Origin of the sequence: Turicibacter sp. HGF1 (assembly GCF_000191865.1) — a bacterium.
Taxonomy (GTDB): domain Bacteria; phylum Bacillota_I; class Bacilli_A; order MOL361; family Turicibacteraceae; genus Turicibacter; species Turicibacter sanguinis.
Genome location: NZ_AEXQ01000139.1, coordinates 20,939 through 38,613, shown reverse-complemented (window position 1 = coordinate 38,613; position 17,675 = coordinate 20,939). Strand labels below are relative to the sequence as shown.

Here is a 17,675-nt window from a genome sequence, read left to right as displayed (position 1 = left end):
AATGATGGTTGTAGATGCTACCCTCATTTCAATAAAAGTTGTCTTAATTGCGGTTATCACCACGTTCATTCTTACCTTAATCGCGGTATGGGGAATTGGACTTAACAAACATAAGTCGATTCGTTCTCTTGATTTTATCTTTTTATTACCGCTATTTATTCCACCTTCGGCGATTGGCTATTTAATTTTAATCATCCTCGGTAAGAATGGGTGGATTGGAAGGTTTTTAAATCAAAATTTCAACCTATCCATTATCTTTACACTCAGCGCTGCAGTGATTGCAGGAATAATGGTGTCGATTCCGATTATGTATCAGAGTATTAAATCGGCTATTACCTCAGTAGATGAAGATATTATCAATGCGGCAAGAGTTTTTGGGGCCAGTGAGTGGGTGATCTGGTTAAAAATTATTTTACCGCTTTCCATTAATGGGATTTTAAATGGTATTTTACTTTCCTTTGCGAGAGCTTTCGGTGAGTTTGGAGCCACCATTTTAGTGGCGGGGAATATTCCACGAAAAACACAAACGTTACCGATGGCGATGTATTATGCCATTGAAAATAACAATACTGAAATGGCGACGCAAATATTATTGATTATTTTGATTGTTGCTATTTTCTTAATGAGTTTATATAAAACATTAATGATGCGTTTATCACATTAAACATCATAATAAGGAGAATATCGTATGAAAATGATTAAAGTTGAAGATGCGATTGGATCAATTCTAACACATGACGTCACACAAATCATCCCAGGTCAATTTAAAGGCCGTTTATTTAAAAAAGGGCATTTGATTCAAGAAGAGGATATTGAAAAATTACGTGCTATTGGGAAAGAACATATTTATGTTTGGGAAGTGAAAGAGGGCCAACTACATGAAAATGACGCGGCGATTCGGCTTTCTAATTTAGCTAAAGGCGATGGCATTAGGGCATCGGATGAAATCAAAGAAGGGAAAATCGACTTCTTTGCGGACTGCGACGGTGTTTTGAAAATTGATAAAGAAAAGTTAATGACCCTAAATTCCATTGGTGAAATGATGATGGCGACGATTCATACGAATACTCCATTAAAAAAAGGAGAGAAGATTGGTGGAACACGTGTCATTCCATTGGTCATCGATGAAGAAAAAATTAAAGAAGCAGAAACCTTAATTACAGATAAGATTATGTGGATGGAACCGTTTAAAGTAAAAAAATGTTTGTTGATTACAACAGGAAATGAAGTTTATAAAGGAACGATTAAAGATGCGTTTTTACCAGTTATCAAAAAGAAACTTGAATACTATGGAAGTACAGTGAGTCGTCAGGTCATTTTGCCCGATCAAAAAGAGTTAATTATTGAAGCCATCCAACAAGGACTTCAAGAGAACGTTGATTTAATTATTTGTACGGGGGGGATGTCAGTCGATCCTGATGATGTGACGCCGTCTGCTATTAAAGAAAGTGGAGGTCGACTTGTGACTTATGGATCACCTGTTTTACCAGGGGCGATGTTCTTACTCGCTTATCATGGAAAAACACCGGTACTTGGGGTCCCAAGTTGTGCGATGTATTCTAAGCGTACGGTTCTTGATTTGGTTTTACCTCGTATTTTAATTGATGAAGAATTAACAGCTGAGGATATTGCAGCCTATGGACATGGTGGATTATGTTTAGATTGTGGTGTTTGTACGTTCCCGCATTGTTCATTTGGAAAATAATAAATTAGGAGACATTAACATGGAAAATAAATTAACGCATTTTGATCAAAATGGACGAGCTCAGATGGTGGATGTTTCAAATAAAGTTGAAACGGCACGTGTAGCCATTGCGGTTTCAAGTATTCGCATGAGTGAAGAAACGCTTCATTTAATTGAAGCAGGGAAAATCGGAAAAGGTGATGTATTAGGTGTGGCACGTATTGCTGGAATCATGGCATGTAAGCAAACGTCTAACTTAATTCCCATGTGTCACCCGTTGATGATTTCAAGCTGTAATGTTGATTTTGAAGTCGATCGTGAAAACAGTAAGATTCATATAAAAGCAACGGTTAAAATCGTGGATAAAACAGGAGTTGAAATGGAAGCTTTAACGGCTGCCATGACGGCTGCTTTAACGATTTATGATATGTGTAAAGCCGTTGATAAACGAATGGTGATTGAAGAAACACATTTGTTAAAGAAAACAGGAGGAAAAAGTGGCGAATTTAATTTTTAAATACCACTTTAGCAGACGACATGAAAGATAGATTTAACAGAGAAATAGATTATTTAAGGCTATCCGTTACCGATCAATGTAATTTACGATGTGTTTATTGCATGGAAGATACAATCCAAGAATTCTTACCAAAATGTAGTAAGTTAACAGATGATGAAATGATTCGCATTGTAACAGCTTGTGCTCGTCTTGGTATAAAAAAAATACGCTTAACGGGTGGCGAACCTTTAGTACGTCCTGGCATTGTTGAGTTAATAAAGCGAATTCATGATATCGATGGGATCGAAGAAATTTATCTCACAACGAATGGAACCGTGTTATCTGATCAAGTGAAGACGTTGGCTCATCACGGTCTTAAAGGAGTAAATATTAGTTTAGATTCATTAAAAGCTGATCGATTTCACCAAATCACACGTCGTGGGATTTTAGCCAATGTTTTAAAGTTTATCGATGAGTGTTTAAATTGCGGTTTAAAGGTGAAGTTAAATATTGTCCTTGTCGATGGGATGAATCAAGATGAAATTCTAGATTTTGTAAGATTAACGCAAGAAAAACCAATTGATGTTCGATTCATTGAACTCATGCCCATCGGAGTTGGAAAAGTTCACAAAGGCGTGACAAATGAAGAGGTACTGCAAATAATTCGTTCGAGTTACTCAGATGTAATGGAAGTTGAAAAAGTAGATAAAGGTGGACCGGCAACATATGTCTGTGTGAATCAAGGACCTGGAAAAGTCGGGTTTATTTCTGCTGTGAGTAATTGTTTCTGTGAATCATGTAATCGGATTCGCGTGAGTGCAGATGGTTTTTTGAAGCAATGCTTACATTTTAAATTTGGTGTGAGTTTAAAAGATTTAATAAGAGCAGGTATCACCGATGAGGCATTGCAACACGTCATCTATGAACAAATTTATCACAAACCTGAAAAACATTTATTTAATCAAGAGAATATAGACGAAGAAGTTAAGTTTATGAATCAAATTGGAGGGTAACAACGTGAATCAAGTCATGGCAATTTGTATGAGTGAAAAAAAAGGAACGGCCAAACAAATGGTACAAGAGGCAACACTAATTGAAAATTTCGGAATTAAAGGAGATGCTCATGCTGGAAAATGGCATCGTCAAGTCAGTTTATTAGCACTTGAAAAAATTGAAGATTTCAATTTAAAAGGAGCTAATGTTGATTTTGGAGCGTTTGGTGAAAATTTAGTCGTATCGGGGATCAAACTAAATGAACTACCGGTTGGACAAAAGATTCAAGTGGGGGAAACCTTACTTGAAGTCACACAAATTGGAAAAGAGTGTCATACACGTTGTGCGATTTACTACCGCGTAGGTCAATGTATCATGCCGAAAAATGGAATTTTCACACGAGTTTTAAAAGGTGGAAACATCAAAGTCGGGGATAGCGTCGTTTTAATTGAAGAATAAGACCAAAAAAGATGAAAGGATATTCCTTTCATCTTTTTTTACAAAAGGTTGATGTTTTATTGATTTAGAAATGGTTAAAGAGGGTTACATCGAAAGAAAATAGGTTAAGGGTGAATCGTTTATAAAAAAATAAATCGCTTTACAAACCTCGGGGGAAAACGTAAAATAGAAGTTTGTTTAGATTAGTTTTCAAGGAACTCCAGATGAGGAGGATATAAAAATGGAATCTGTTTTGAAATCAATTGCGGTTTGTCAATCTGCTAAAATCGTGAAGAAGGTTGAAGCAGGATGGTCAAGTGATGTAAAGTATTATGTACTAGACGCTCATAACCGCGAATATATGTTAAGGTTATCAGATATTTCACAGGATCAATCAAAGCGGATAGAGTTTGAACGAATTCAAAACTTCAATACTTTAGACTTTGAGATGTCACGAGCTGTTGAATTTGGGACGTGTAATGCAGGAAGCATGGTTTATATGTTATTAACTTGGGTTGCCGGAGAGTCACTTGAGTCATCACTAAAAGTGTTGAGTGAGCAGAAGCAATATGAATTAGGAATAAAGGCCGGAAAAATTTTAAAGGCTATTCATGATTTGCCGACAATAGAAGTGGTGGATGTGTTAGCGAAAAAAGAAAAGATGCTTGAAAAATTGGCTCGTTATGAACGTTGTGGGTATCGTGTTGAGCAAGATGATAAAATTATCAACTATATTAAATCGCACTTAGATGACTTAAATGATTTGAAGGCGGTCATGAATCATGGAGATTATCATGTTGGGAATTTGATTTTAACTTCAGATTTTGAAGTAGGAGTCATTGATTTCAATCGAATGCAAGTGAGTGATCACGTAGAGGATTTTTATAAAGTGCAATCATTTAATGTTGAGGTCAGTATCCCGTTTTCAATCGGTCAAATTCATGGCTATTTTCAAGGGAATCCAAGTGAAGAATTTTGGAAAGTCTTAGCGTTATATAATGCGTATGCAGCGCTTAATTCTATTACTTGGGCTACTAAGTTTGGCCAAGAAGAAATTGAGGGCATGATTCGTCGCTGTAGACAAACAATGAAAGATTATGATTCTTTTACTCAAGTGGTACCACGTTGGTATGTCACGCTTGAGTAACAATAAAAACACCCCATCGGTAAGAGATGGGGTGTTTTTGATGACGAAAGAAAATAAAAGAAAAAATTTAATAAGTGTTTATCACTAGCGGCGTCTAAACACCTATTGGAGAGAGTTTATCCACAAAGGATAAGCTTAATTTACCCGATTCCCCGTTAAAATATGCAACATCAGCTGATTTTTATGAAGCGTCATACATCACTTCATGATCATAAAGTTGTAAATTATACTGCCGAATTAATTCGCCAAGTCGTTTCGCATAGACGCGATTTCCAAGTTCATCTTCTGCTGTACTATAGCCAGCATCTTGCAAAGCCTTGGCTTGAAGTCGATACGTTTTTGCCTCAAAAACGCCAGCTTGTTGATAACGAGCATTATTGACTAAAAAGGCAGCATGATCATCAATTGATTGTTGCCAGTTTTCATACTGGCGAAAGGTTCCAATTACCATTTGATCAGCATATTCAAGTGTTTCAAAGCTCATACTCGGACCATCCCAACGTGAGTCTGCCTTAATCCCAAATAAATTATGTGTCGCTACCGCCAAATCAGATGTTCCCCAGTTAGATTCTAAGATAGCTTGGGCAATCGTGATAGAAGGTAAAATGCCCGTTTCATAATAATTTGCCTCTGCTGGTTGGACGAGTTGGGCAATAAATTGTGCCTCTTTAGCGCTTGGTTCTAGCTTAGAGGAAACATAACCGACGTATTTTAAATCGTCTAAATATTGATAAGCACGCGTCTTTTCATCATCTGAAAAGTCAGAATCTGCTACCACTTCATCAAAACTTTTCACGTGGGTATCCGTCATAAATTCTTGGGCCGTGTAGGTTAAGACCTCATCACTAATTTGGTGCATCTCATTATTTTGTTCCACACCAATGAAAGCGATTATCTCTTTCCAATTTAATTGATTAAAATCACCACCTAATTCATCGACTTTATTGACCAGGTACGTTAAATCAAGGGCTGAAACATCCAAATGAGCCATCCGTTCCTGTTCTTTTTTAAGTTCATATTTTGTTTCGATATCTTTAAATCCTCTAATAAACACGACCATAAAGCCAATGAGGAAGAGGAAGATCCATCTTTTTTTCATGTGTCGTCACCTACTCTCATCTAGATACGTTGAATTTTAGCAAGTTTAACAAACTTTCGCAATGTGATTTAAAGATTCACACAGAAATACCGCATTTATGAGGCTAAAAGGTTAAAATGAACGCGTCAGGGATGAATCGTTGAATAATATCTTCGCTTAAATTAAAATAACTGAGGCAAGAGTCTAAAACGATGGCATCACTACTTATGATATGGGAGTGATGTTGAAGAGCTAAATCGGCATTAGGAACCAATTCCACGCTTGTTTTAAAGTTCCAAAATTTTGAAAACTCTAAAATCTTGTATTTGAGATTTCGCGAGTTAGAAACCGGTTCATCTAAATAAAAAATAACCTGGTTCACGTGATGAGAGCTTAAGCATTGACCAATCAGTCGCAGTGCTTCTTCTGTTTGCTCAATGAGTTTGTATGTTCCTCGAAGTCCGGCTAAATCGCGAATGATTTCATCACGGCCACGAATTAAGGTGCCTCCTGATAGGGCGACTTCAAGGGTGATGATCAGGTTGAATCCATCAATATAGATTGTTTGATGGTTTAAGGCTGAAAGTGATAATCGACGAGAGATTCGACTTTCTTTTTGTAACTGTGTGCAGACACAACGCTTTAAGGCATCCCGTTGGCGATTGGAAAATTGATAGCGATCCGACACAAATTTAACGACGGGTAAGATGGGATAGTTTCGATCAAGAAGCCACTCGATTTCTTCTTTGGCCTGTTTTAATCGAAGTTGCTCTGTCCTTGAAAACCATTTTGCATCATGGATATCAAAGCCACGTTTGTTCATGAACACCACTCCTTCTCATTAGGGTGGATGAGTCGTGTTGATTTTAAACAAAAAATTAGTATACTTGAAGTTAAGGGAGGTAAGGGTTGTGATTGAAATAATCAGAAATGAATTACTTGTGTTAGCAGAGCCAACCTATCAAAGGTTCGCAATGCGACTATTACCTGGAACCGACCATTTACTTGGAGTTCGTTTACCAAAGCTTCGGCAAATGGCTAGAAAAATCTCCAAAAGGGATTATGAAGCATATTTACAAAACAATGACGAACTTTACTTTGAAGAAATCATGTTAAAAGGCATGATCATTGGTTATATCAAGGTTCCTTTGGATGCAAAACTTGAGTTGATTCGTCAATTTGTGCCCAAAATTAATAATTGGTCAGTCTGTGATAGCTTTTGTTCAGGGTTAAAATTTACGAAAGACCACCAAATGGAAGTTTGGACGTTTTTACAACCTTATTTTCAATCATCTCATGAATTTGAAGTTCGATTTGCTGTGGTGATGGCGTTAATTTATTATATAGAAGATCTGTTTATTGAGTCTGTGCTAGAGACATTAGGTCAGGTTAAGCATCAAGGATATTATGCTCAGATGGCAGTTGCATGGGCTATTTCAATTTGTTTTATTAAACAAGAAAAAAAGACTCAGACTTACTTAGAAAATCATTCATTAGATCCTTTTACTTATCAAAAAGCATTGCAAAAAATCATTGAATCAAATCAAGTCGATAAGAAGACGAAAGCACGGATAAAAAAGATGAAAAAAAGCGAGCGTTAGTTTATTTCTAACGTTCGCTTTTTTAATTACCATTCTTGAGGATGATAGTTTAATTCTTGGAATAAACGTGTTTTTTCTTTTTTGGTTAAGTCACGCCATTGTCCTACTGGCAGATTTCCAAGCGTAATGTTCATAATACGGACACGTTGTAAACGATAAACTTCATATCCTAATACTTCACACATACGACGAATTTGGCGATTTAATCCTTGTGTTAAAATAATGTTAAATTCATATTTTGATATTTGTGTCACTTTACAAGGTAATGTTTTTTGTCCTAAGATTCGAACCCCTTTAGACATTTTTTCAATAAATTCAGGTGTAATTGGTTTATCAACAGATACAATATATTCTTTTTCGTGATTATTTTCAGCACGTAAAATTTCGTTGACAATATCTCCATCATTTGTAAGTAAAATTAATCCATCAGAATCTTTATCTAAACGACCAATATTAAACACACGAAGCGGGTGATTAACTAAATCGACGATATTTCCTTTGACTCCTTTTTCTGTTGTACACGTAATTCCGACCGGTTTATTTAAAGCAAGATAAACGTGATTACGAGCAAGACGGATAATGTTTCCATTTACCATTACCTCATCACCAGGTTTCACTTGATCACCAATTTTAGCAATACGACCGTTAACTTTAACTCGTCCTTCCGCAATTAATTTATCAGCCCCACGTCTTGAAGCTTTTCCAGAATCACTTATAAATTTATTTAAACGCATGTTGTCACTTCCTTTGATGGAGTTTAAAAAAACAATCTGTCATAAGTATACCGTGATTTTAAATAATTTGTCGATAGGAACTTAGCTAAAATCCTTTTATTTCAAGATTAAATCTCACGTCAGTCACTTTAATCTCCATACAGCAAGAAATTTCTGAACCTATCTTAAAAGTAGAGACAAATCAGAATGATTATCCCAAAATGATATCTTTTAATCGGGACGGGAGTTCAAGTGATCTTGTAAATAAAAGCAAACTATTCAAGATTTTCGTATATGATTCTCAACTCGTATAATGACGATAGTTTGATGGAACGATTACATTTGGTTTAATGGGTTACCATTTAAATTAGAGGCTTGTTTTTAACGCTCAAGAATCGTAAAATAGGACTGAAAAGAGGAGGAATATATGATTATGGAACCGACAATGAACGCGTAGCAGAGGTTATGCGATTAATTAGTTAAATAGCCTTTGCGAACTCTCATGTTAGATTGAATAAATCTTGAGGAGGCGCAACATGTGCTATATTAAAGCGAAAGATGTTTTACCACTTGAAGTTATTGAACTCATTCAACAATATGTCGATGGCGAATATTTGTATATTCCCAAAAAAGAGGAGCGTAGACTCGGGTGGGGCACTAAGACGAAAATAAGAGAAGAAATGAATCAACGAAATACTAATATTTATACAGAATTTTTAGCTGGGGAATCAAAGGAAACCTTAGCTCATAACTACTGTTTATCACAAAAAAGTATTGAACGTATTATTTTGCAACAAAAACGAAAAAGATGAGGCAATCTGTTTGCCTCATCTTTTTTTCAGAATCATAAATGAGGTCGCCATAAGATGAAGTGTGGGATATCATAATACAGGTGGAGGGATTTTTGATGAGTACTAGATTAAAAAATGTATTAGCCTGTTACGACTTAGTGGAGGCGAAGATTGAAACAGAAGCGATAAGTGATGAAACGAATCGTCAACCACACGTTTGGACCGTGAATGATGATTACTTATTGAGAATGAGTGAGAATTTAGAGGAATTAAAACGACACATTCATTTATCTAAATTATTAAAGACGGTTAATGTTAAAACGCAAACCCCGATTCAAACTGTGAATCACGAAGATTATGTCGTTATGGATGGTTATTATTTTATTTTATGTGAAAAATAAAAGGATCCGTATTAACGGATTATTTTATAGCCGATGAGGCGAAGCTTGGTTATGAACTGGGGCAACATTTAGCAACGCTACACGAAGGGTTAAAAGAAATTACACCCAAACTCACTGATTTGTGGGATAATGATATGTTACAAGAGTTATCGGGGTGGGTGAGTGAAGAACTTGAAACGTATGTATCAGCGTCAACCTTACCTAAAACGGAACTAACTGAACTAAAAAACATAAAAAATACGTGTATAAATCATTTTAAGGAGCTTTATAACAATCTTCCAAGACAGGCGATTCATCGTGACTTTCATGGCGCCAATATCATTTTTAATGATAATGAAATTGTCGGCTATATTGATTTTGATTTAACCCAACTCAATGCGCGATTATTTGACGTTTGTTATTTAGGAACGGGGGCATTGGCTAGTATTTTTCAAGAAGAGGCCAAACGTGACAGATGGTCAATCTTTTTCAAGCAAGTGATTAAAGGATATGACGAAGTAACCATTTTAACGTTTGAAGAAAAGCAAATGATTAAGCCCATGATGATTGCAATTGACTTGATCATGATTGCCTTTTTTGTTCAAGGAGGTTACAAAGAACTTGCTGACACAAATACGAGAATGATTAACTGGATTGAAAACACATGGAGCGGAGAATTAGGAGCAGTCTAAGTTACGCACCTCAGTGGAATATCAAAAGAATTTTAATTTCACCTCGATATTTGTGTTATAATAAAGATTATTCGACATAGTATGGAGGCATTTTAATGGATAATAATGATATTTTAATTCGAATCAGATATGCATTAAACTTAAAAGACGGTCAAATGCTTAAAATATTTAAATTAGGTGGCGTGACGTTAACAGAAGAAGAAGTTCGAAAAATGTTAATTAAGTCACCGGATAAAGGAATTTTCCAAGATCAAGAGGCAGAGGAAAATTTAAAATGTAATAATCGTACATTAGATGCGTTTTTAAATGGGTTAATTGTGTATAAACGAGGTCAAAAAGAAGGGCAAGAACCGATGCAACCTGTTGCGATTAAACAAAACGCTGTTAATAATGTCGTGATGAAAAAGTTAAAAATTGCGCTTTCTTTAACAGGAGAAGACATGCTTGAAATTTTAGCTTTAGCAGGCGTTCAGATTTCAAAAAGTGAATTAAGTGCGGTGTTACGTAAAGAAGGGCAAAAAAATTATAAACAGTGTGGCGATCGTTATCTTCGTAACTTCTTAAAAGGATTAACATTAAAACCACGTTTGTAATCAATAAAAAGTCTATCATTGGATAGACTTTTTATGTTGTCGAAGCATGGAATAACTTGTCGTTGAAAAAAGTATTAATTATTGATATAATTTAATTCTCACAGCATTTCGTATGAAAAGAAAAAATATTTTTTAAATTGGAGAAGTGATCTATGACGGTAAGAATTGCAATCCTAGGTGGACCACGTTGTGGAAAAACAACGTTAATTCAACAATTATATGTGGATTTAAAAATCAGAGATATTAATGTTGGAGTCGCAACAGAATACAGTACTGATTATTTAAGAGATAAAGGCATGATCGAATCAATTTCTGAGCAATACGGAATTTATTTAGGTCAATTACATTTAGAGAAAGCATTAGATGGACACGATTATGCTGTAACGGACTATGCGACATTCGTTCCTTATATTTATGGACGTTTAATGCTAGGTGATAAAACTCGCACCAAAAAAGAAATTGAAATTTTAAATGACCTATATAGTTTAGCGATTCGTGATTTACCTCAATATGACTATATCTTCTTTGTACCACGTGAATTTGGTTATAAGAAAGATGGCGTAAGATGGCAAGATGAAGAAGTTGCTCAAATGGTGGATGATGCGATCTTAAACTTCTTAAATGCTGAAAATGTGAAATATTCTGTGATTAGTGGTTCAACCAAAGAACGTTCAGAAAAAATCATGGATATTATCGGAATCGATGCTGAAATCGTTCAACCTATTAGTGTTGACGAAATGGCAGAATAATAAAAAAATGTCGACCAGGCGGTCGACATTTTTTTTGATTTATCAAATGCTTTATTGACTATTCATGTTAAATTAGCTTTGAAATTAACCTAAATTTTACAATTTATTATAAATTCGATATAATTGTAAGGAGTAAGGGGGATGAAAATGAAGAAATGGAGAGAAATTAGCACCTTTGGGATGCCATTGGCATACATCATGGGTTTTGTTTGCGTCGATAGTTTAATTCGATTAATGGCAGGTTATGATTGGTTTTCATTAAAAGCCATTTTATTTTCGATTTCATTTAGTAGTTTATTAGCTGCCATTGGGCTATTATTTAAAGGAATCGCAAGACCTATTTTCTATAGCATGACGTTTAGTCTCATTAGCATTATTGCAGTGGGACAATTGATTTATTATCGATTTTATCAAGCTTTTTTTTCTGTTAATCAAATGACGAATTTAATGGAATTATCAACGGTAAGTGGGGAGATATTTCGGGTATTAGAATTAAAATATAGTTTGTTTTTAATTCCCACGGGATTTGTTTTATTAGCGTGCTATTGGTTTAAATCACCGAAAAAACGAACACGACATGATCAACTGATTATCGTGACTTTAACTATTTTGTCTGTTATCTTAAGTACTGTCACAAAGCTAACTTTTACACAAGCAAGCAATGAAGGGAGTCGATATAAAGATGATGTTTATTTATACGAAACATTATTTGATAAAGGAAAAGCGATGAGTGAATTTGGATTGTATCAATATACACTACAAGATATTAAACTTGCTATCAGTCATCAGCAAGAAAAAACGCAAGTAGTGGGCCAACAAACATCTGAAATTGACGACTACTTTCAAAAATTAAATCATACGCATATCGACAATGAGATGAGTGGGATTTTTGAAGGGAAAAACGTCGTTTACATTATGGCAGAAAGTTTGTTCAGCCGTGCCATTCATGAACAGGCAACCCCAACATTATATAAACTAATGAATGAAGGAATTTATTTTGAGAACTATTATTCCCCACATTATAAAGGGACCACGAGTGACTCGGAATTTATCTCTAATACCTCGTTGGTACCATCAGTGAATTATGGCACAACTTGTTATGAATTCACCGACAACGCGTTTCCAAATTCAATTGCGTCTGTGTTTAAAAAGGCAGGATACAGCGCGACATCTTATCATTCGAACACCGGAGAATTTTATAATCGAGATGCCTATCATGAATCACTAGGATATGATGCTTTTTATGACCAAGAAGCACTTGGTTTAGAATTTTTAGAAGAGTGGGAGTATATGGTGAACTGGCCAAGTGATGCGGATTTAATGAATGCTGCGTCTGATATTTTTCTTGAAGATGATCGTTTCTTTAGTTACGTGATTACGACGAATGGTCATACGCCCTATACCACACAGCGGACTGAACTACAAGAAAATTACGATTATGTTAGCTCATTTATTCAGTCTGATGACGAAGAAATTGTTTATTATTATGCCGCTCAAAATGCCTTCGACCAATCAATCGAAGTGCTTATGGGGCGTCTATTAGAAGCGGGAGTCTTAGATGAAACAGTTCTTGTCATTTATGGGGATCATTATCCTTATCCCATTCATCACGATAAGTTATGGGCATATGATTCAACAAATGAGTGGGATTGGCAAGAGCTTCGTAAAGTTCCACTCATGATTTGGACACCGGGGATTGAGGCTCAGACGGTATCAAAAGTTATGAATGTATTTGATTTAGTTCCGACGATGGCGAATTTATTTAATTTAGATTACGATTATGAGCATGCATTTGGGATTGATATTTTTAGTGAATTAGAATCAACCGTTATTTTTGAAGATTATGGATGGATCACCGATCATGCAAGATATAATAAGTATTCAGAATATTATGAATCCTTTGATGAGATAGGAACTGAAAGTTATATGGAAGAAATGGATGTTAAAGTGATTGAAATGTTTGAAATCGGACAAAAAGTGTTACGAGATGATTACTTTAAAAGATAACCTCACTAGCTTCTAATTCTTAAAAGGAGTATCGCATAAATAATAAAAAGAGTTCTATTAAATTAGAACTCTTTTTATTATTTATTTACGCAATGATGACAACGATTGTAATCATCTTGTTCAGGGAATTTGGCATCGACACGACCACCTGGTCCAACTTCAAGATTACAGTTTGCACAATACGGTGTTTCATCATATTGTCCTTCCTCATAAATTTGTGAGACAGGACCCATTGTAATATCACCAAACCAAATCATAAATGTCCTCTTTTCTAAAAGATTTTATTTAATCATATCGTATTAATGAGGCAAGTTCAAGTGAAACTAATGGTGGAGTTCATCACTATATTTGGTTATTTAGTTAGAGGTGATTATAAATATTGTAAGATGATTTCAGATATGCTATGTTTAAATCAAAAGTTAGCATATGCTAACTTGAGGTGGTATACCCACCATTCATCCGTTCTGTTAAAGAGAGTAGATTTGAATATACTAATAAATGCATTAAAAATGAGGTGAAAAAATGAAAAGGACATTAATTGAGCATGCAGCGCCTACATTAGCCGGGTTAAAAACGGCTAATATGTTTAATTATAAATTTAAAAGTAAGGAACAATTAACAGAAGAGCTAATCCTTCTCAATCGAGAATTAAATGAAAAGGGCCTTTATCTTGATGTTCTTCGAGAAAGTTGTCAAACCGTTCTTCTTTATGTGTATCGAAAGAATCAATTATTAGAAGAGTTAAAAGAGGTGAGAACCCGACAATTATTAACGGAATTGGGGTATCATCATCAAGCGACGATTCCGGATCTTTTGAATAGGTTAAAGCAACGTTTATCATCATCTGATGAATTTCCTCATGAAATTGGGGTGTTTTTAGGATATCCAATTGAAGATGTGTTAGGTTTTATTACGAACTGTGGCTCGAATTGTAAATGTTGTGGTTATTGGAAGGTCTATGGGGATGAACAAAAAGCGAAACGATTATTTGGTCAGTTTACAAAGTGCCGAGAAATCTATTTGAAATTATACTTAATGGGACGATCAATTAATCAATTGATTGTATCCGTTTAATAGCTAAATGTGTTAACAATGAGGAGAGCGAAACAGAAAACGCACAGAGAACAATAAAATCCATTGATCATGTGGGAGGGATGTCAAACGCTTGAGAATTCATTCATATCATATCAAAAAAGGTGGCACGACAGAGGTGCGCCCCTTTTTGGTTCAAATTAATCAATAGCACTTAAACTTGAGAGAATTGAAATAAAGGCAATCATAATCAATAGCATATTAGCGACTAAGCCTCCAAGAGTTAAAGCGGCATTAAATAGATAAATGGTTGGAATAAATAAGATAATAATAAATGGAATTGGAATAAATAGTAAATAAGAGCTATACCAGTTCCCATTTAATAACGTCTTAATAAAAGCACAGATAGCGATTAAAAAGGCTGGACAAACGGTTAAGTAACTCGCTCCTGGGAATGTAAAGGTGATAATCAAAGACAAGATAAGAAGCAAGACAAGTAATCCAAGTAAAAATTCTGAGGATTCTTTGAATCGATGTGTCATTTTTTTAATGACTAAGAAGTGTGTGATAAAGGTCACGATAATCACGCTAACGAAGATAAAATCTTCATGTTTCATAAGTGGTAAGTACGTCAGTTTAAATGGACGCCCATTTAACACCGCAATAAAACGTGTTAATAAATAGGATAAACCCATCATTAAAATCGTGAAGCCAGCATTTAAAAACGTATATTTAAAGACTGTCATCTGCTTTTGTATCTGAAGTTTTTTAAATAAGAAGATAATTAAAGCGAAGATTACAATGATTAAAAGATAGTTGAGTGTTTTGGAGTAGTTAATAAATGCCGTTCCAAACGTGAAGAAAATAGAATCATGTGAGGCAGTTAGGGCGTTTGCGTCCGAATAAGTTTCGTCCTAAACAAAAGCTTTTACAATCGGCAAGACGTGATCTCCATAATGCTGAAGGGAAGCATCACTTAAATGATCTGGATTATCATTGGGTGTATGATAATTTTCAAGACCATCTCACACACTGATGTTAATGCCAGGCAAATCATGTTGTAAGAAAATAGTGAAGTCCGACCCATTTGGAAGTAAACGATAAATTTCTGGTGTGATTGAATACGAAAAAGGATGCTCACTTTTTTTAAATAGATCCATAATAGCAGCGTTGTTAGGACTTGTTTCAAACATGACGGCAGGACCTTTTGTACCACGTGCTTCAATATTGATCAGGTAGCGAACCCCTTCAAAAATTTCTGATTCATTGACCGCTTGCTTAGCTCCAAGTAATCCATATTCTTCGCCATCGGTGAAGAGGATTTTAATTCCATTAATCATTGGAGTGTTCATTTCTTAGATCACATGTACTGTTTCAAGAATGGTTGAAAGGCCATATCTTACATCGGTAGCACCGCGTGAACCATCCATTTCAGCATATCGTTCTGGTTTAGCACGAGACCTATCGTAGTGTGTCACGAGCATAATATACGAATCAGATTGTCCTTCAAGTGTTGCATAAATATTTTGCAAGTCTTCGTAACTATCACTGCGCTCAACATAAACATCCTCATATTCGTAAAGTGTGGGTTGGAGTCCGAATGCTTCTAGTTGTGAGATCAGATAATTTCTCACGTTTTCTTTCGCTTCGATATCATAAATAGAATGTGGTTCTTTTGCGATTTCTTGAATATGATTCATCTGATTGATTACATTGACCTTTGATAAATCATCGTAGTTTGGTGTGGCTGGATTCAGTGATTCAAACCCGATCCAAGCAGACATTGTGACAACTATAATAAGAATTAGAAAAGTAAGTCGTTTATTCGTTTTAAACATAAGTCCCCCTTAAAGATTTGACATTTAGATTTGCTTCCTTCTTAATTTAACAAAATTTAATTACCTTGTTAATCGAAATATTTCAAATACAAAGTATTTTGAGGTTTTATAATCTGAAAAGTAACTGACAGAATCATAAATTTGTTATCCTAATAATTACATATTTATTATTACTGTTTTTTTCTAATTTTTGTGTTTACTCGTGGTATAATCTTAACGTGTTTTTAAGAAGACTATGCGGTTTTAAAAAGGAAATATCGCATGACAGAATTAAAAAAATAAAAGAGCGTTAATGGTGTTATTTAATATCATTTTTATCATCACGTTTGGTTATATTACGTTAGATGCAATGATTCATCCGCAAGTATGAATCCATTGCTCGTGACGAGAGGAGCAGGGAGGTCCTGTTTATCCTGATAAAATTAAATGCTTATCTTGAAAAATTTTCAAATCAAAAGTTACTATTTATGATATTTGGAAGTTTTTTAGTGAATAATCGCCTTACACCTATTTTTTATGACATGTTTTAAAGTAACGCCTCTTTGGCATTTTGGGACAGTGCATGTTTCAGCACTTAATGCGCAAGAAGGCTTTACGCAGTTTGATAGTTATTTTTACGATTGTTATCCAAATAACATTCCGTTATTTCTATTTGAATTAGGCGTGTTATATTTATTTAAATGGCTAGGCATTAGCAATGATTACATAGCACGTATGCTTGTTAACATTGGTTTTGTGCAATTATCACTCATTTGTTGGTATGTCTTTATTAAACGCTGCGATGGGATGGTGCGAGCGAAAGAATCAGCAATGACCTCTATTGTTCGCCAAGGGATCATTTTAATTCCCATGGCCGTCTTCTTGCCTAAATTCTTTGATACTTTTGGAGATAACTTTGGATTGATTAAGAATTTATTTGAAACAGAGATGCCGAATGGATTATAGGGTGTGATGTTTGATCAACTGTTATCAGATATAATCACAGCGATTGTGACGATCATGATCGCCCTTCGTCCGCTCAACGAATTAAAACAATTAGAAAAAGAACAAGAACAGATTGCGGGAAAAATTGAAAAACAACATTAAAACCGACTATGGAAGGATAGTGCAAAGGCGCTAGGATTAATCATCTTAGCTCTTTTATTTTTGAAAAAAAGGGACAATCCATTTCAAAAGTTAATTTTTTCAATCTGTAATAGGTTGACTTAAAATTTGGAGATGTTATAATTTATCTCGCCGATTATTAAAAAGTAAAAAAAATGTCGAAGGAATATCAAGAATCTATCAAGCTAAAGAGAGGTTAGATGAAATTCTTAACGTCGTATTTGATTCTTATTAGACATGAAAATATATTGATCAAGTGAAGATTGATGTTGTATTAAGACTGAAAAAATTAAAGAAGTGAGAGATAAAGGATTGATTGATTTAATCAGTCATGAAAGG

Annotated in this window: 23 protein-coding genes; 16 read left to right on the top strand and 7 right to left on the bottom strand. The window is 34.9% G+C overall.

Annotation, left to right across the window (positions count from 1 at the left end; translation table 11 throughout):
- Position 1: 1 nt before the first annotated feature.
- The 6 genes from modB to HMPREF9402_RS13715 all read left to right on the top strand — a co-directional run bounded on the left by modB (position 2) and on the right by HMPREF9402_RS13715 (position 4,758).
- Positions 2-664 (top strand): molybdate ABC transporter permease subunit, encoded by a 663-nt coding sequence (modB, locus tag HMPREF9402_RS13740; protein ID WP_009607715.1) that lies wholly within the window; start codon positions 2-4, stop codon positions 662-664.
- A 24-nt stretch (positions 665-688) separates the two neighbouring features.
- Positions 689-1,705 (top strand): molybdopterin-binding protein, encoded by a 1,017-nt coding sequence (locus tag HMPREF9402_RS13735; protein ID WP_009607713.1) that lies wholly within the window; start codon positions 689-691, stop codon positions 1,703-1,705.
- 19 nt (positions 1,706-1,724) lie between these two features.
- Positions 1,725-2,201 carry a cyclic pyranopterin monophosphate synthase MoaC gene (gene moaC, locus HMPREF9402_RS13730; RefSeq protein ID WP_006785725.1) on the top strand — a complete coding sequence of 159 codons (477 nt, stop codon included), beginning with the start codon at positions 1,725-1,727 and terminating at the stop codon, positions 2,199-2,201.
- 20 nt (positions 2,202-2,221) lie between these two features.
- Positions 2,222-3,193 carry a GTP 3',8-cyclase MoaA gene (moaA, locus tag HMPREF9402_RS13725; protein ID WP_009607716.1) on the top strand — a complete coding sequence of 324 codons (972 nt, stop codon included), beginning with the start codon at positions 2,222-2,224 and terminating at the stop codon, positions 3,191-3,193.
- Between the two features lie 4 nt (positions 3,194-3,197).
- Positions 3,198-3,632 (top strand): MOSC domain-containing protein, encoded by a 435-nt coding sequence (locus tag HMPREF9402_RS13720; protein ID WP_006785727.1) that lies wholly within the window; start codon positions 3,198-3,200, stop codon positions 3,630-3,632.
- Positions 3,633-3,852: 220 nt separating this feature from the next.
- Positions 3,853-4,758 carry an aminoglycoside phosphotransferase family protein gene (locus HMPREF9402_RS13715; protein ID WP_009607681.1) on the top strand — a complete coding sequence of 302 codons (906 nt, stop codon included), beginning with the start codon at positions 3,853-3,855 and terminating at the stop codon, positions 4,756-4,758.
- A 181-nt stretch (positions 4,759-4,939) separates the two neighbouring features.
- On the opposite strand, the gene HMPREF9402_RS13710 is transcribed toward HMPREF9402_RS13715, so the two are convergent.
- Both HMPREF9402_RS13710 and HMPREF9402_RS13705 read right to left on the bottom strand, forming a co-directional pair.
- A complete protein-coding gene (locus tag HMPREF9402_RS13710) occupies positions 4,940-5,857 on the bottom strand; it encodes a glycoside hydrolase family 73 protein (RefSeq protein ID WP_009607704.1) in 918 nt (305 codons plus the stop codon).
- A gap of 103 nt (positions 5,858-5,960) precedes the next feature.
- Positions 5,961-6,659 (bottom strand): DUF434 domain-containing protein, encoded by a 699-nt coding sequence (locus tag HMPREF9402_RS13705; RefSeq protein ID WP_009607700.1) that lies wholly within the window; start codon positions 6,657-6,659, stop codon positions 5,961-5,963.
- Between the two features lie 88 nt (positions 6,660-6,747).
- Between HMPREF9402_RS13705 and HMPREF9402_RS13700 the strand changes: the two genes are divergently transcribed.
- Positions 6,748-7,437, top strand: coding sequence for a DNA alkylation repair protein (locus tag HMPREF9402_RS13700; protein WP_009607682.1), 690 nt, complete (start codon positions 6,748-6,750; stop codon positions 7,435-7,437).
- Positions 7,438-7,463: 26 nt separating this feature from the next.
- On the opposite strand, the gene rluF is transcribed toward HMPREF9402_RS13700, so the two are convergent.
- Positions 7,464-8,171: a 23S rRNA pseudouridine(2604) synthase RluF gene (gene rluF / locus HMPREF9402_RS13695; RefSeq protein ID WP_006785732.1), complete on the bottom strand. Its 708-nt coding sequence runs from the start codon at positions 8,169-8,171 to the stop codon at positions 7,464-7,466.
- Between the two features lie 515 nt (positions 8,172-8,686).
- On the opposite strand from rluF, the gene HMPREF9402_RS13690 reads away from it, so the two are divergent.
- The 6 genes from HMPREF9402_RS13690 to HMPREF9402_RS13665 all read left to right on the top strand — a co-directional run bounded on the left by HMPREF9402_RS13690 (position 8,687) and on the right by HMPREF9402_RS13665 (position 13,362).
- On the top strand, positions 8,687-8,962 hold the full coding sequence (locus HMPREF9402_RS13690) for a CD3324 family protein (protein ID WP_009607708.1): 276 nt from the start codon (positions 8,687-8,689) through the stop codon (positions 8,960-8,962).
- 95 nt (positions 8,963-9,057) lie between these two features.
- Positions 9,058-9,342: a hypothetical protein gene (locus HMPREF9402_RS13685; RefSeq protein WP_009607705.1), complete on the top strand. Its 285-nt coding sequence runs from the start codon at positions 9,058-9,060 to the stop codon at positions 9,340-9,342.
- Positions 9,339-10,013, top strand: coding sequence for a phosphotransferase (locus HMPREF9402_RS14050; RefSeq protein ID WP_083809723.1), 675 nt, complete (start codon positions 9,339-9,341; stop codon positions 10,011-10,013). The genes HMPREF9402_RS13685 and HMPREF9402_RS14050 overlap by 4 nt, the downstream gene beginning before the upstream one ends.
- 95 nt (positions 10,014-10,108) lie before the next feature.
- The gene (locus tag HMPREF9402_RS13675) at positions 10,109-10,606 is read left to right on the top strand and encodes a DUF1456 family protein (RefSeq protein WP_006785737.1); all 498 of its coding nucleotides are present in this window, start codon (positions 10,109-10,111) and stop codon (positions 10,604-10,606) included.
- 152 nt (positions 10,607-10,758) lie between these two features.
- Positions 10,759-11,355 (top strand): ATP/GTP-binding protein, encoded by a 597-nt coding sequence (locus HMPREF9402_RS13670; protein ID WP_006785738.1) that lies wholly within the window; start codon positions 10,759-10,761, stop codon positions 11,353-11,355.
- A 147-nt stretch (positions 11,356-11,502) separates the two neighbouring features.
- Entirely contained in the window at positions 11,503-13,362 is a 1,860-nt protein-coding gene (locus tag HMPREF9402_RS13665) for an LTA synthase family protein (protein WP_006785739.1), read from the top strand.
- A 77-nt stretch (positions 13,363-13,439) separates the two neighbouring features.
- Here the strand turns inward: HMPREF9402_RS13665 and HMPREF9402_RS13660 are convergent, their stop codons facing one another.
- Positions 13,440-13,619 carry a hypothetical protein gene (locus tag HMPREF9402_RS13660; RefSeq protein WP_009607699.1) on the bottom strand — a complete coding sequence of 60 codons (180 nt, stop codon included), beginning with the start codon at positions 13,617-13,619 and terminating at the stop codon, positions 13,440-13,442.
- A 265-nt stretch (positions 13,620-13,884) separates the two neighbouring features.
- On the opposite strand from HMPREF9402_RS13660, the gene HMPREF9402_RS13650 reads away from it, so the two are divergent.
- On the top strand, positions 13,885-14,436 hold the full coding sequence (locus HMPREF9402_RS13650) for a DUF3793 family protein (protein ID WP_006785740.1): 552 nt from the start codon (positions 13,885-13,887) through the stop codon (positions 14,434-14,436).
- 158 nt (positions 14,437-14,594) lie between these two features.
- Here the strand turns inward: HMPREF9402_RS13650 and HMPREF9402_RS13645 are convergent, their stop codons facing one another.
- The 3 genes from HMPREF9402_RS13645 to HMPREF9402_RS14985 form a co-directional block, all read right to left on the bottom strand.
- On the bottom strand, positions 14,595-15,140 hold the full coding sequence (locus HMPREF9402_RS13645; protein WP_006785741.1) for a hypothetical protein: 546 nt from the start codon (positions 15,138-15,140) through the stop codon (positions 14,595-14,597).
- Positions 15,141-15,419: 279 nt separating this feature from the next.
- Positions 15,420-15,746, bottom strand: coding sequence for a M28 family peptidase (locus tag HMPREF9402_RS14990; RefSeq protein WP_006785742.1), 327 nt, complete (start codon positions 15,744-15,746; stop codon positions 15,420-15,422).
- Between the two features lie 3 nt (positions 15,747-15,749).
- Positions 15,750-16,232 (bottom strand): M28 family peptidase, encoded by a 483-nt coding sequence (locus tag HMPREF9402_RS14985; protein ID WP_009607709.1) that lies wholly within the window; start codon positions 16,230-16,232, stop codon positions 15,750-15,752.
- Positions 16,233-16,748: 516 nt separating this feature from the next.
- On the opposite strand from HMPREF9402_RS14985, the gene HMPREF9402_RS13630 reads away from it, so the two are divergent.
- Entirely contained in the window at positions 16,749-17,177 is a 429-nt protein-coding gene (locus HMPREF9402_RS13630) for a hypothetical protein (RefSeq protein ID WP_009607692.1), read from the top strand.
- A gap of 6 nt (positions 17,178-17,183) precedes the next feature.
- Positions 17,184-17,318 (top strand): hypothetical protein, encoded by a 135-nt coding sequence (locus HMPREF9402_RS14965; RefSeq protein ID WP_009607697.1) that lies wholly within the window; start codon positions 17,184-17,186, stop codon positions 17,316-17,318.
- The last annotated feature ends 357 nt before the right edge of the window (positions 17,319-17,675 follow it).